The sequence below is a fragment of the Rudaea sp. genome (genome assembly GCF_036560865.1).
GTDB lineage: Bacteria > Pseudomonadota > Gammaproteobacteria > Xanthomonadales > Rhodanobacteraceae > Rudaea.
The window spans coordinates 19,229-33,401 of sequence record NZ_DATBQK010000088.1; the positions used below are offsets into that span (position 1 = coordinate 19,229).

15 protein-coding genes are annotated in these 14,173 nt (G+C 63.4%); 13 read left to right on the plus strand and 2 right to left on the minus strand.

Annotation, left to right across the window (positions count from 1 at the left end; genetic code table 11):
• The first annotated feature begins 10 nt into the window (after positions 1 to 10).
• The 9 genes from rlmN (at position 11) to moeB (ending at position 9,755) form a co-directional block, all read left to right on the plus strand.
• The gene (rlmN, locus tag VIE67_RS09120; RefSeq protein ID WP_332025428.1) at positions 11 to 1,123 is read left to right on the plus strand and encodes a dual-specificity RNA methyltransferase RlmN; all 1,113 of its coding nucleotides are present in this window, start codon (positions 11 to 13) and stop codon (positions 1,121 to 1,123) included.
• Positions 1,113 to 1,904: a type IV pilus biogenesis/stability protein PilW gene (gene pilW, locus VIE67_RS09125; RefSeq protein ID WP_332025430.1), complete on the plus strand. Its 792-nt coding sequence runs from the start codon at positions 1,113 to 1,115 to the stop codon at positions 1,902 to 1,904. Before rlmN ends, pilW begins: the two co-directional genes overlap by 11 nt.
• A 5-nt stretch (positions 1,905 to 1,909) precedes the next feature.
• A complete protein-coding gene (locus VIE67_RS09130) occupies positions 1,910 to 3,112 on the plus strand; it encodes a helix-turn-helix domain-containing protein (RefSeq protein WP_332025496.1) in 1,203 nt (400 codons plus the stop codon).
• 221 nt (positions 3,113 to 3,333) lie between these two features.
• Positions 3,334 to 3,999: a YfgM family protein gene (locus VIE67_RS09135; protein ID WP_332025432.1), complete on the plus strand. Its 666-nt coding sequence runs from the start codon at positions 3,334 to 3,336 to the stop codon at positions 3,997 to 3,999.
• Complete coding sequence (gene bamB / locus VIE67_RS09140; protein ID WP_332025433.1) at positions 3,996 to 5,246, plus strand: outer membrane protein assembly factor BamB; 1,251 nt, start codon at positions 3,996 to 3,998, stop codon at positions 5,244 to 5,246. The genes VIE67_RS09135 and bamB overlap by 4 nt, the downstream gene beginning before the upstream one ends.
• A 40-nt stretch (positions 5,247 to 5,286) precedes the next feature.
• Positions 5,287 to 6,687, plus strand: coding sequence for a ribosome biogenesis GTPase Der (gene der, locus VIE67_RS09145; protein WP_332025435.1), 1,401 nt, complete (start codon positions 5,287 to 5,289; stop codon positions 6,685 to 6,687).
• Between the two features lie 48 nt (positions 6,688 to 6,735).
• On the plus strand, positions 6,736 to 7,341 hold the full coding sequence (gene mobA, locus VIE67_RS09150) for a molybdenum cofactor guanylyltransferase MobA (protein ID WP_332025437.1): 606 nt from the start codon (positions 6,736 to 6,738) through the stop codon (positions 7,339 to 7,341).
• Complete coding sequence (locus VIE67_RS09155) at positions 7,331 to 8,584, plus strand: molybdopterin molybdotransferase MoeA (protein WP_332025439.1); 1,254 nt, start codon at positions 7,331 to 7,333, stop codon at positions 8,582 to 8,584. Before mobA ends, VIE67_RS09155 begins: the two co-directional genes overlap by 11 nt.
• 22 nt (positions 8,585 to 8,606) lie before the next feature.
• The gene (gene moeB, locus VIE67_RS09160; protein WP_414707328.1) at positions 8,607 to 9,755 is read left to right on the plus strand and encodes a molybdopterin-synthase adenylyltransferase MoeB; all 1,149 of its coding nucleotides are present in this window, start codon (positions 8,607 to 8,609) and stop codon (positions 9,753 to 9,755) included.
• Here the strand turns inward: moeB and VIE67_RS09165 are convergent.
• Entirely contained in the window at positions 9,719 to 10,315 is a 597-nt protein-coding gene (locus VIE67_RS09165) for a GNAT family N-acetyltransferase (RefSeq protein WP_332025444.1), read from the minus strand. The genes moeB and VIE67_RS09165 overlap by 37 nt on opposite strands.
• A gap of 30 nt (positions 10,316 to 10,345) precedes the next feature.
• Positions 10,346 to 10,645, minus strand: a complete 300-nt coding sequence (locus VIE67_RS09170; protein ID WP_332025446.1) for a DUF1244 domain-containing protein — start codon at positions 10,643 to 10,645, stop codon at positions 10,346 to 10,348.
• Positions 10,646 to 10,760: 115 nt separating this feature from the next.
• On the opposite strand from VIE67_RS09170, the gene folD reads away from it, so the two are divergent.
• The 4 genes from folD to VIE67_RS09190 all read left to right on the plus strand — a co-directional run bounded on the left by folD (position 10,761) and on the right by VIE67_RS09190 (position 14,025).
• Positions 10,761 to 11,624, plus strand: coding sequence for a bifunctional methylenetetrahydrofolate dehydrogenase/methenyltetrahydrofolate cyclohydrolase FolD (gene folD / locus VIE67_RS09175; protein WP_332025447.1), 864 nt, complete (start codon positions 10,761 to 10,763; stop codon positions 11,622 to 11,624).
• Between the two features lie 112 nt (positions 11,625 to 11,736).
• On the plus strand, positions 11,737 to 12,600 hold the full coding sequence (locus VIE67_RS09180; RefSeq protein WP_332025449.1) for a TRAP transporter TatT component family protein: 864 nt from the start codon (positions 11,737 to 11,739) through the stop codon (positions 12,598 to 12,600).
• 8 nt (positions 12,601 to 12,608) lie between these two features.
• A complete protein-coding gene (locus tag VIE67_RS09185; RefSeq protein WP_332025451.1) occupies positions 12,609 to 13,007 on the plus strand; it encodes a hypothetical protein in 399 nt (132 codons plus the stop codon).
• A gap of 25 nt (positions 13,008 to 13,032) precedes the next feature.
• Entirely contained in the window at positions 13,033 to 14,025 is a 993-nt protein-coding gene (locus VIE67_RS09190) for a TRAP transporter substrate-binding protein (protein ID WP_332025453.1), read from the plus strand.
• Positions 14,026 to 14,173 lie beyond the last annotated feature (148 nt).

A 14,173-nucleotide genomic window follows, 5' to 3' on the forward strand; every position in this document is an offset into this window, starting at 1 on the left:
CGATAACGACGTGACCAGCGCAAAAGCAAATCTGCTCGACTACGACCGCCAAGGTCTGCGCGACCTGTTCGCACAGCTCGGTGAGAAACCGTATCGCGCGGAACAGGTGATGAAGTGGATCTATCACCGTCACGTCACCGACTTCGCGCAGATGACCGATGTCGGCGCTGCGTTGCGTGACAAGCTCGAAGCGGCGGTCGAAATCGTGCCGCCGAAAACCCTGTTCGAGAAACAGGCCGCCGACGCCACCTACAAATGGCTGCTCGGCATGGATGGCAGCAACGCGATCGAGGCGGTGTTCATTCCGGAAGCGACGCGCGGCACCTTGTGCGTGTCCTCGCAGATCGGCTGCGGCCTGAACTGCCAGTTCTGCTCGACCGGCACGCAGGGTTTCAACCGCAACCTGTCGACCGCGGAAATCATTGGCCAGGTCTGGGTTGCGGCGAAGCATCTGGGCAATGTGCCGCATCACCAGCGCAAGCTCACCAACGTGGTCATGATGGGCATGGGCGAACCCCTGCTCAACTTCGACAACGTGGTACGCGCGATGAGCCTGATGCGCGACGATCTGGGTTTCGGCCTGGCCAACAAGCGCGTCACCCTGTCGACCGCGGGCCTCGTGCCGATGATCGACAAGCTTTCCGAATCGAGCGATGTTTCGCTCGCGGTGTCGCTGCATGCGCCGAATGACGAATTGCGCACGGAACTCGTTCCGCTAAACAGGAAATATCCGATCGCGGAACTGCTGGCGGCGTGCCAGCGCTACGCCGCGCGTCGGCCGCGCACGACGATCACATTCGAGTATACGATGCTCAAAGGTATAAACGATCTGCCGCAGCACGCGCGCGAGTTGATCAAGCTCATGCGCAAGCTGCCGAGCAAGGTCAACCTGATTCCGTTCAATACCTTCACCGGTACGCGCTTCGAGCGCTCCGACGAAACGACGATCCGCAGCTTCCAGAAAACCCTGCTCGACGCCGGCGTGCTGACGATGGTGCGGCGTACGCGCGGCGACGATATCGATGCGGCCTGCGGTCAATTGAAGGGGCAGGTGGTAGATCGCACGCGGCGCAACGCGGAATTCCAGCGCCGCATCGAGCTTGGAGCGCGCAATGCAGCGTAGGTTTGCATTACGCAACTCGTTTGCGCCGTTGGCTGGCGCACTGCTTTGCGCGGTCCTCTCGGCATGTACGACGCAGAGCGGACCGGCGCTGAAGGAGAATCACACCAAGCAAGACACGGCGCGGCCGTTTATCCAGCTCGGCCAGAAGTACATGGAGATGGGCAAGCTGGAAATCGCCAAGGAAAATCTGCTCAAGGCGTTGACTTACGATCCGCAGAGCGTTGACGCGCACACCGTGCTGGCCACGCTTTACGACCGCGTGGGCGATCACCAGGCGGCGGAGGAAAATTTCCGCATTGCCGCCGAACTGGCGCCCAAGGCCGGCGGCGCGAACAGCAACTACGGTCTGTACCTGTGCAAGCTTGGCAAGTTCGCCGAGTCGCGCAAGTACTTCGATATCGCGCTGGCCGACGGTTTCTACAATGACCGGGGTACCGTCTACACCAATGCCGGCACCTGCCAGTTGCTCGGCAAGGGCCCGCTTGATCAGGCCGAGTCGGACTTCCGCCACGCGCTCGAAATCAATCCGGGCAATTCGCAGGCGCTGTTTCAACTCGCCAGTGTGCTCTATCAAAAGAACGATTTCTTCAAGGCCCGCGCGTTCATTCAGCGCTTCGATGCGCTGGGCCAGCCCAACCCGGATGCGCTGCTTCTGGCCCGCAATATCGAAACCAAGCTCGGCCATGCCGATGCCGCCCATGACTATGCGCAGCGCCTGCGCAATCAATTTCCCGACTCGGAACAGGCGCACACGCTGGATTCCGCAACGCCGTCTTCGTGAATGAAATGAAACACAACGACAAACCCGCAAGTCTGAAAACCGGCAAAGACGCTCCCGCAGATCGGCAGCAAGCCGAGCGCGACGAGGTTGGACAATTGACGTTCTTCACCGAAGTGGCGTCTGCGCGCGCCGCCACGGTGGCGCATGCCGAGTTGAACGCGGCAGCCAAATCCGCTGCCGTCGAAGAGACCTCGGCGCCCGCAGTGATGGAGTGGCGTCTGCCCACGGTGCAGGGTGCAGCAGCTGACGCCGCCGTCGTCGAATCGACCAGCACCACCGATTCGCCGTCGGCGCCGGTAAAGCGCGTGCGCGTGGGCGAATCGCTCGGCCAACGTCTGACCGCGGCACGCGAAGTGCGCGGCTGGAGTTGCGAAGACGTCGCCGGCAAGCTGCATCTACCGTCGCAGGTCGTGCGCCTCATGGAATCCGAACAATACGAGCGCATCGGCCACGGTGTTTATCTGCGCGGCTATCTGACGAGCTACGCGCGTCTGGTCGAGGTGCCCGTGGCGGTGGTCGACAGCGTACTGCGCCAGCACGCGAGCACGCCGGAACTCGTCGCCTCGGGTCGTATTTCGCATTCACGTTATCTGATCGACCGTTATTCCGGATCGGCTCTTTACGTGGTCTTGACCGGCCTGATCGTCGTGCCCTTCGTCATGTTCGCGATGAACATGGGCAGCGATGTCGGCGCGCGCCTCACGCCGCTCGACGTATCGACTCCGGCCCCGGCGCAGACGAATGCGGCTACGGCCGATGCGGGCAAGAGCGCGGCGGCGGGCGAAGTCGCGTCGGCGTCGACTGCGAAGCCCGACCTGCAATCGCCGCTGCCCGCAGCGGCAGACGCGGCAAGAAGCGACTCGCCGTTGATGGCCTCGTTGACGCCGTTTTCGAATCCGCCTGCAGCGCAAGCCGAAGCGCCGCAATCGTTGCCGATGGCGGTCGGCCAGGTGCGTTTGAGTTTGAATGAACCGAGCTGGGTGGAAATCGTCGACGCCGACGGCAGACGTCTGGAGTACGCGACGCTGCCGGCCGGCACGGTGAAGACCTACGCCTCGGACAAGCCGCTCGACGTGCGCCTGGGCAATACCAGCGGTGCCACGCTGGAGGTCGACGGCGCGGTGCAGGACATTGCGCCGTACAACCACGGCAACGTCGCCCATTTCAAGTTGCTTGCCGCCGGCAAAACGATTTCCCATGTCGATTAGGGGCGTACCGGCAATCGTCTCCTCGACACAGCGCGGCCAGCAGCAACGGGTGGCAACCCATACCGAGGCCTGAACGGCAGGGCGGGCCGGCACGCACGGTCGCAGGCGTTCCTGCTAACCTACGCGACCCGACCGCGGCGGTTTGCGGCGCCCGCGCCATTGCCGCATGCGCTGGCTCGCGTGCAACCCCACAGTAACGAATTCTTGAGGTAGTTTCGACGATGGCATTCGAGGTATTGGACGAACACGAACAGGGCGAACAGGTACAGAAGTGGCTGCGTGAAAACGCCGCCTCGATCCTGATCGGCATTGGCCTGGGTCTGTTGCTGTTGTTCGGCTGGCAGCAGTGGCGCACGCATCGTGCGCAGCGCCACATGGATGCCGCCGTGCAGTACGACGCGCTCAGCGCCGATGTGACGAAGAAGGATTACGATGCGGCCAAGGCGATCGCGGCCAGGCTCAAATCCGATTTCGCCGACACGCCCTACGCCGTGCTCGCGGCGATGCGCGAAGCCGACATCGCCACCGAACGCGGCGATACGGAAGCGGCCCACAACGCGCTCGACTGGGCCTGGCAGCATGCAGGTATTGATGCGTTGAAAGCGGTCGCCGGACTGAATCTGGTGCGCGTTGAGATCGCGCAGACCAAGGCGCAGGACGCGCTCGACCTGCTCGACAAGCTGCCCAAGGGCGGCTTCGACGCAACCGCAGCCGAGTTGCGCGGCGACGCGCTGGTCGCGCTCGGGCACAAGGACGACGCGCGCGCCGCCTACACCGATGCACTGACCCATCTCGATCAGAACGCGCCGAACCGCAGTTTTGTGGAAATGAAGCTCAACGACCTGCCCGCGACTGCGGTGGCCAGCGTGGAGAAGAAAGGCTCATGAGCAAGCTCGACACGACACGCCGCACGCGCGCCGCGCAGGCACTGCGCGCACTGGCCCTGGTCGCGCTGGTTGCCGCGATGACCGGTTGTGCCACGATCAAGGGCTGGTTCAACGATACCAAGAAGGAAAACATCGAGCCGCCAACCAAGCTCGCCGAGAACTTCGCGCCCAGCATCAATGTGCAGAAAGTCTGGAGCGAACGCATCGGCAAGGGCGCTGAGAAAACCGGCGCGCGCCTGCGTCCAGCCTACGCCGACGGCAAGCTTTACGCCGCCAGCACGACGGGCGTGGTCGAGGCCTTCGACGCAACCAATGGCCATAGCTTGTGGAGCAAGAGTCTCGGCAAGCGCGGCGGCTTCATCTGGCATCACGGCGGCAATTCCGTGCGCTGGGCCGGCGGTCCGAGCGTCGATGGCGATCTGCTCGTGGTCGGCTCGCTCGAAGGCGGCGTGCAGGCATTCGCGGCGGCCGATGGCGCCGAGCGCTGGACCGCGCAGCTGTCCTCGGAAATTATCGCCGCACCCGCGATCGGCAGCAGCATGGTGATCGTGCGCACGCACGACGGCCATATCGTCGGTCTCGACCGCGCCAACGGCGCGCGCAAATGGACCTACGACCGCGCGACCGTGCCGCTGCTGAGCCTGCGCGGCGACAGCGCACCGCTGCTGATCAACGACATCGTCTACTCGGGTCAGGACAACGGCAAGGTCGTGGCGTTGCGTGCCAGCGATGGCGCGATACTCTGGGAACAGACGCTTTCGCCCGGCGAAGGCCGCACCGAAATCGATCGCCTGCAGGACGTCGACGGCCAGATCGTGTTCGACGACAACGTCGTCTACGCATCGGGCTATCGCGGTCAGACCGTCGCCCTGATCGCGCAAACCGGTCGCCCGATCTGGACGCGCGAGTTGTCCAGTTTCGGCGGCGTGGCGGTTTCGGCCAGCCAGATCTATCTGGCGGACAACGATTCCAACGTCGTCGCGCTGGATCTGCACAGCGGCAGTTCGGAATGGAAGCAGGACGGACTCAAGTACCGCTGGCTCAGCGAGCCTGCCGTGCAGGGCGACACGGTCGTCTTCGGCGACCTCGAAGGCTGGGTGCATTGGCTGTCGATCGGCGACGGCAAACTCGTCGGTCGCGAACGCCTGTCGAAGGACCCGATCCAGTCCGCGCCGGTCGTGGTCGGCGACATGGTCTACGTCGAGGATATCTACGGCACGATCGGCGCCTATCGCGTCGGCAAGTAACGCCGGCGTTCGCCGGTGGCATTGAAGGGGACGAGTACGCATGTTGCCGGTCGTCGCACTGGTCGGTCGCCCGAATGTGGGCAAATCGACCCTGTTCAACGTGCTCACGCGCACGCGCGACGCGCTGGTTGCGGACCTGCCGGGGCTCACGCGCGACCGCCATTACGGCATCTGCCATCTCGGCGAGCGTGAATTCGTCGTCGTCGATACCGGCGGACTGACCGGCGACAAGGAAGGCATCGGCGCGCTCACCGCACGCCAGGCCGAAATGGCAATCAGCGAAGCCGATATCGTCGCGCTCGTGGTCGACGCGCGCGAAGGTGCGCTGCCGCAGGATCGCAATGTGCTCGCCGCGCTGCGCCGCCGGGACAAGCCGCTGCTGCTCATCGTCAACAAGGTCGACGGCGTCGATGAGAACCACGCGCAGGCGGAGTTCGCCGCGTTCGGTTTCGCCGATCCGATTCTGACCTCGTCCGCGCACTCGCGCGGCGTGCCGGCGCTGCTCGAAGCGATCGCCGCGCGTCTGCCGCCGGTCGATCCGGATGCGATCGCCGCTGCCGACGCCGCCGACGAGGGCATCCGCGTGGCGATTGTCGGCCGGCCGAATGTGGGCAAGTCGACTCTGGTCAATCGTCTGCTCGGCGAGGAGCGCGTGGTCGTCTCCGAGATCGCCGGTACCACGCGCGATTCGATCCGCGTGCTGCTCGAACGCGACGGCAAGCGCTATACGCTGATCGATACAGCCGGCATTCGTCGGCGTGCGCGCGTCGAGGAGGCGGTCGAGAAATTCAGCGTGATCAAGACCCTGCAATCTATCGCCGCGGCGCATGTCGCCGTGCTGCTGCTGGATGCGAAAGAGGGCGTCTCCGAACAGGACGCAACCCTGATCGGTCATGTGCTGGATGCCGGCCGTGCGCTGGTGATCGCGGTCAACAAATGGGATGGCCTGAGCACCTACGAGCGCGAACAGTGCAGAAGTTCACTTTCGCGCAAACTGGATTTTGTCTCCTTTTCCACACCGCTGTTCATCTCGGCTCTGCATGGTTCCGGCATCGCCGAACTCATGCGTGCGATCGGGCGCGCGCACAAGTCGGCGACGCGCGAATTCGGGTCGTCCGAGTTGACCAAGGCGCTGGAAAAGGCCTACGAGAGTTACCAGCCGCCGCTGGTGCGCGGTCACGCGCCGAAATTGCGCTTTGCCCATCCGGGCGGCAGCAACCCGCCCACCATCGTGATTCACGGCAGCCGCACCCGGCATATCGCCGACGGCTATCGCCGCTATCTGGAAAATTTCTTCCGCAAACGCTTCAAGCTCGAAGGCACGCCGATCCGCATCGCGTTCAAGGAGAGCGAAAATCCGTTCGCTGGGCGCAAGAACGAGTTGACCGAGAAGCAGGTCAAGAAACGCAAGCGGCTTGTGCGCAACGCGAAGAAGCGATAGACGCAGCGCGCGTCCTTATCTGCAAGCACATTCAATCGATACATTGAAATGGCTGCTGTCGACCAATTCAATCACGCCGGAGTTACTGCCGCGATTCTCGCCGGTGGCGAGGGCAGGCGCGTCGATGGCCACGACAAGGGCCTGTTGCCCCTGGCGGGCAAACCACTGATCGCACACGTGGCTGCTGCACTACATGGGCAGGTCGGCACGATTGTGATCTGCACCAGTCGACACGAGGGTGACTACGCAGTATTTGGTCAGGTTGTGCCCGATGCAACAACCGGTTTTCGCGGCCCGCTCGCCGGCATCGCGAATGCGCTCGCCCATTGCGCGACGCCGTGGCTGCTCACGGTACCTGTCGATGGGCCGAACCTTCTTGCCGAACTCGTACGGCGGTTGCACGCGGCGGCGCTGACGGCAAAAACCGACGCAGCCGTCGCATACGACGGAGCGCGCCGCCAGCCATTGTTTGCGCTGTATCGCCGCGCGTTGGCAGCAAGCGCAGCCGAGGCACTGGCGCAAGACTTGCCGGTCTGGCGCTGGCACGAAGCAATCGGTGCCGCGCAGGCGGATTTCTCCGACGTACCGCAGGCCTTTGCAAATCTGAATACACTGGGCGAATTCCGCGACTGGGAACGACGGCATGCAAGTTGACGCGCCCGCATTTCCGACTGGGTTGGGACTCACCGAAGCGCAATCCCGCATTGTGGAAATTGCGGCAAAGTATAAATTAGGTACGGAATCGATCCTGCTGCAATCGGCGCTCGGACGCGTGCTCGCGCGCGATGTGATCGCGCCCTTCGACGTGCCCGGCTTCGTCAATTCGGCGATGGACGGCTATGCGGTGCGCGGCGCCGATTTGCCGGCGCAAGGGGATACGCGCCTGCGCCTGATCGGCAGTGTGCTTGCCGGTGGCGCGGCGGCGCCGGAGGTGTTGCCCGGAACCTGCGTGCGCATCACGACCGGTGCGCCGCTGCCAAACGGCGCGGACACCGTGGTGATGAAGGAAAATACGCAGATCTTGGCGCAAACCGATGGCGACACGGTGGTAATCGCGGCAGGTACGCTAAACGGTGCGAATGTACGTCCGGCCGGAGAGGACTACGCCGCAGGCGATTTCGCGTTGGCGCGCGGCAACGTGCTCACGCCCGCGCGACTTGGCGCGCTCGCGTCGTTCGGCCAGACGCAGGTCGAGGTCGTGCGTCGAACACGCGCCGTGCTGCTGACGACCGGCGACGAACTCGTCGCGCCCGGATCGCCGCTCGGTTTCGGCGGCATTTACGATTCCAACCGCTACAGCCTCGGCGCGCTGATCGAACAGCATGGCGCGCAGCTGTTGCGCCACGAGCGTCTACGCGACGATCCCGCGCTGCTGCGCGAGGCCTTGCTGCGCGCGGGCGAGGATGCGGATGTCGTGATCAGCAGTGGCGGCGTCTCGGCGGGCGAGGCGGACTACCTGCCGCGCCTGCTGGCTGAGGTGGGGAAAGTATATTTCTGGAAAGTGCGCATCAAACCCGGCCTGCCGTTTCTCTGCGGCAGTGCCGGATCGGCGCTGGTATTCGCACTGCCGGGCAATCCCGTCTCCGGCATTGCCACGTTTCTGACCCTGGTCAGGCCTGCACTCGACGCGCTAAGCGATCGGCATGTACAGGCGCCGCAGTTGCGCGCACGCCTTGCGCTCGCGCTACAGAAGCGCCATGCACGCACTGAATTCATGCGCGCGAACCTGCACTGCGACGAGTCCGGCACGCTGCACGCGACGCCGTTGCGGAAACAGGGCTCGGGCATGCTGCGCGGCGTTGCCGAGGCGGACGCGCTGATCGTGTTGCCCGAACTGGCGGGGGAATATGCGGTGGGGGCGATCGTCGATGTGCTGCCGCTGCCCGGCTGGCCTTGAACGGGAATGCTACAGTTCGCATATGAGTGCCGTGCAGCAGCAAAATATATCGCCTGTGCTGGAATTCACGCCGCTTGACGCGCAGCGTGCGCAGGCGCACGGCGCCTTGCTGCTCGACGTGCGCGAAGACGATGAACGCGCGGCCGGCATGCCTGCGGGCGCGCTCGGCCTGCCGCTCGGCGAGATCGAAGCGCGCATCGCGGCGATCGAACCCGATCGTCAGCGCGAAATCCTCGCGCTCTGCGGTAGTGGCCGGCGTTCGTTGCGCGCTGCGGAAACGCTGCGCGCGCTCGGCTATGCGCATGCCGTTTCCGTCGCCGGCGGATTCAAGCGCTGGAACGAGGAAGGTCTGCCACTCGCTGAGGGTGGCTTCGATGCCGATGCGCTGGATCGCTACTCGCGACACCTGCTGCTGCCCGAAGTCGGCGCCGCGGGGCAGGGCAAGCTCGCGCGCGCGCGCGTTGCGCTGATCGGCGTCGGCGGACTCGGCTCGCCGGCAGGGTTCTATCTCACCGCGGCCGGTGTCGGGTCGATCACCCTGATCGACGACGATGTCGTGGAAAAGTCCAATCTGCAGCGGCAGATACTGCACACGGATGCGCGCATCGGCATGGCGAAAACCGAATCCGCGCGCGTCGCGCTGGCGGCCCTGAACCCGCAGGTCCATGTGCGCACGCAGAAGACGCGGTTGCTTGCCGCGAACGTCGAACAACTGATCCGCGATCACGACGTGGTGATCGACGGTGCGGACAATTTCCCTACCCGATATCTGCTCAGCGCTGCGTGTCTGCGCCTCAAGATTCCGCTGGTATATGGCGCGGTGCATCGCTTCACCGGCCAGGTGAGCGTGTTCGATGCGCGTCGCGACGATTCGCCATGCTATCGCTGCCTGTTTCCCGAACCACCTGCCGCCGAAGACGCCCCCAATTGTGCCGAAGCCGGCGTGCTCGGCGTATTGCCGGGGATTATCGGGCTGCTGCAGGCCAGCGAGGCGATCAAACTGATTCTTGGCATCGGCGCGCCGCTGGTCGGGCGCCTGCTGTGCTTCGATGCCTTGGCTGCGACATTCCGCGAGCTACGTCTGTCGCGCGACCCGCACTGCCCGGGCTGCGGCGCGGACGTGCAATTCAGGGGTTACGAGGATATCGCGAGGATTTGCGCCTCCGCATAGTCGGCAGGCACCATTGCGTATACCGCCGCGGTCAACAGCGTGCCGTTGAGCACAAGGCGATTGCGCGCGATGCCTTCAAGAGGTGCGCCGACCTTTTCCGCGACACGCCGGCTTGCCCGGTTGTCGACGGCAGCGATTATTTCGATGCGCGTAAGTCCGAGCACGCCGAAGGCAAAACCGATTGCGAGTCGCGTTGCTTGTGTCGCCACGCCGCGCGCCTGGCAGGATTCACGCACCCAGTAGCCGACGTTGGCGAAGTTGTGTTCGAGGTTGCGTTGATTGACGCCGATGCCGCCGAGGTAGTCGCCACTTACCGTATCGACGATCGCAAAGTCGTAGCGCTGGCCCGCGTCCCAGGCGCCGATGCAGTTATCGATCCAGGCCGTGCCATCGTTTTCGCCGTACGCGGAAATGCACCAGCCCTGCCAGCGCCCAACCGTGCGCACCGACTCGCGCACGGCTTCGACGAGGTACCGCATGTCGTCGCTGCGGAATTTGCGAATGCGAATGCCGCCCGCTTCGCGTTCCGTTGGAACGGCCGTAACGACTGACTCAGTCATGCTTGCCGTCACGATCTTCGAACGCGAAGCTCAGCCATGCTGCTTCTGCGCCGCCTCGAATGCGGCGAGCTGCGCGGGCGTGGCTTCCTGCTGATGCTTGGCCTTCCACTGCGCGAACGGCTCGCCGTAGACATGCTCGCGCGCGGCATCCTTGCTCAGATTCAAGCCTTTCGCCGCAGCGGCATCGCGATACCAGTCGGCCAGACAGTTGCGGCAGAAGCCGGCGAGGATCATCAGGTCGATGTTCTGCACATCGGCGCGCTTTTCGTTGAGATGCTGCAACAGCCGCCGGAATGCGGCGGCTTCGAGTTCGGTGGTTTGGTCGCTCATGCGGGATCCTGATCGTTCGACAACATGATAAATCCACGGCCGCGCGCGCGTCAGAGCGACGCATTGAGCCGCGCCGCTGCAACAGTGATAATGCGCGACCTCACCGGGCGGGCGAATGAGCGCGAAAATACTGGATGGCAAGCGAATCGCGGAGCGGCTGCTCGACGATCTGCGCGCGCAAGTCAAGCTGCGCCAGCTGCAGGGATTGAGCGTGCCCGGGCTCGCGGTCGTGCTGGTCGGCAACGATGCGGCTTCGGCGGTGTATGTGCGCAACAAGCGCCGCGCGTGCACGCATGCCGGTTTTCATTCGCGCGACTACGATCTGCCGATGTCGACGACGCAGGCCGAACTTGTCGCCCTGATCGATACGCTCAATACCGACGCGCAGATCCACGGCATCCTCGTTCAGCTGCCGCTGCCCGCGCATATCGATGCCGATGTCATCGTCAATCGCATCGATCCGCACAAGGACGTCGACGGCTTTCATCCGGAAAACATTGGCCGCCTCGCGCTGCGCCAGCGCGGCCTGCGGCCGTGCACCTCCAAAGGCGTGATGAACCTGCTGGCGCATACCGACCGGCCAGTACGTGGGCAGACCGCCGTCGTGGTCGGGGTTTCCAACCATGTCGGCCGGCCGCTGGCCTTCGAGCTGTTGCTGGCCGGCTGCACGACGATCTGCTGCCACCGATTCACCCGCGATTTGCCGCAAGTCGTCGCGTCGGGCGATATCGTCGCGGTCGCCGTCGGCCAGCCGGGCATGGTGAAAGGGGCGTGGATCAAACCCGGCGCGGTGGTGATCGATGTCGGCATCAATCGCCTCACCGACGGCCGCCTGACCGGCGATGTGGAATTCGCCGCCGCGGCCGAGCGCGCGTCCTGGATCACCCCGGTACCGGGCGGGGTCGGGCCGATGACGGTGGCGACCCTGATGCAGAACACGCTGGAGGCAGCACAATCGTTCTCCGCCAATGCCCGTTGAGCGCATCCACCAAGTTCAACTGAATCGGCGATAACGCGCGTTGCTGCAGCGCTCGGGGCATCGCGGTGCTTGCGCTAAAATGAATAGTTGCCCTTCGCCCACTGCGATGAAAATGCCGATTTCCCTTTCCCGCCTGCGTTTTGCCCTGTTGCTGTGCGTCTGCCTGACGGCGGCATGCGGCAGCGTGATGCGCAAGGCCACGCGACAGTTCAGCGACAATCTCACCACGGCAATCCTCAACGAGGACGATACCGGGCTTGTGCGCGACGGCGTGCCTTCCTATCTGCTGCTGATCGACGGCTTGATCGAGGGCGATCCGCAGAATCCGGACATCCTGCTGGCCGGCGCGAAACTCTACGGGGCCTATGCGGGCGGTTTCGTCGACGACAACGAGCGCGCGCAGCGCCTCGCCGGGCGCGCATACAGCTACGCGCGGCGCGCGTTGTGCCTGCGCGAGAAGCCATTGTGCGATGCGCTCGATGGGTCATTCGATGCGTTTGCCAGCGCGCTCAAGCAGGCCGACGCGAAGGACATCGCGACGATCTACGGTTTTGCCTCGGCATGGGCCGGAAAAATCCAGGTCAACAGCGGCGACTGGAATGCGATCGCAGACTTGCCCAAGTTGCAGGCGCTGCTACAGCGCGCCAACGAAATCGACGAGCACTACGACAACGGCGGTGCGGCGCTGTATCTGGGCGTTATCAACTCGATCCGACCCGCATCGCTCGGCGGCAAACCTGAGGAAGGGAAGGCGTATTTCGACAAGGCGCTTGAACTTTCCGGCGGCCGCAACCAGATGGTGCGTGTGCTGTACGCGCAGTTTTACGCGCGCCTGGTGTTCGATCAGACCCTGCACGACAAGCTGCTCAACGAAGTACTCGCCGCCGATCCGGTGGCGCCGAAGCTGACCTTGATCAATACGCTGGCCAAGCGCAAGGCGAAGGCGCTGCTCGAATCGGGCAAGGATTATTTTTGAGGCGTGCCATGAATTTCAGAATGCTTGTGCCGACGATTGCGCTATTTGCTTTCTCCGCAAGCGCGAACGCTACGGTTGAAATTTGGAACTGGGCTGTCGTCACGAAAGACGCGGATAACCTCATCGCCGGGTATGGGGCATCGATTTTCCAAATCGAAGGCGCGAAACGCTCGGGACCATTGCATCTGCAAGGAAATATTTCGGGCAAGTTGAATTTCACAATTGATGGTGTGCATGTCCGCGGAACACTCACACCGGAAAACTATCACAGTAAATCCATTGAAATGGAAGGCGAGATTACGCGCGAGAAAACCAGCGGCGAATTCCAATGTTTGGAGACCGTACGCATGACCAATGGCATTCACTATGTCGTTCTCGATCGGGCTCCCAAGACCTGTGAATCCTAGAAGCTTTTTTTTGGAAAATTAGAAAATGAAAAAAACAATATTCCTGGTACTCGCGCTTAGCGCGATGTTCGGACAAGCTGACGCGGCATCGGTCTTCAAGATCGCTACGGTCGCGCCTGACGGTACGGCATGGATGCGCGAGATGCGCGCCGCCGCCGAGACGATCAAGCAGCGCAGCGCCGATCGCGTCGAAATCAAGTACTACCCGGGCGGCGTCATGGGCGACGACGCGACCGTGCTGCGCAAGATCAAGATCGGCCAGCTGCAGGGCGCCGTGTTCACCGGCGGCCAAGCCGCGTCGATCACCCAGGATGCAAACGTGTACGGCCAGCCGTTCCAGTTCCGCACTCTGGATGAAGTCGACAAGGTGCGCGCCAAGATCGACCCGTTGCTCAAGGCCAGTTTCGAGAAGGCCGGTTTCGTCGCGCCGGGCATTTCCGGCGGCGGCTTCGCCTACCTCATGAGCGTGAAGGAAATCCACGGCAAGGACGATCTGAAATCCGCAAAAGTCTGGATCCCGCAGGGCGACCGCATCGCCGAAGCCGCGTTCAAGGCGGCCGGTGTCACACCGATTCCGCTTTCGCTCGCCGATGTGTATACAAGTTTACAGACGGGTTTGATCGATACGGTGGAAAACACCACCTCGGGCGCGATCGCGTTCCAGTGGCATACCAAGGTCAAGCACATGGTCGATCTGCCGCTGATGTATGTGGTCGGCGTGCTCGCGATCGACAAGAAGGCGTTCGATGCGCTCAGCGCGGATGATCAGAAAGCGGTCAACGAGGAAATCGGTGCGGCCTTCGCGCGGCTGGAGAAAATCAACCGCGACGACAATGCGCAGGCGCGCGACGTGTTGCAGAAGCAGGGCATCAAGATCGACGTGCCGACTGCCGACGAGCGCAAAGCCTGGGAAGAAATCGGCGCCGCCGCGCGCAGGGATTTGGCCGGTGCGGGCGGCGTTTCAGTGGAACTCTCAACCGCGGCGAACAAGGCGCTCGACGCAGCGCGGGGGAAATGACAGCCTACAGGCTGTCATTCCGGCAGGGATTGCCGGGATCCAGAAGCCATGGATGGCAGTCGTTCCCGTGATTCGCGTCCGTGCAATCTGGATGACCAGCTGCGCTGTTGAGAGCCCGGCATTCCCTGCTGGAATGACGATCTACCTC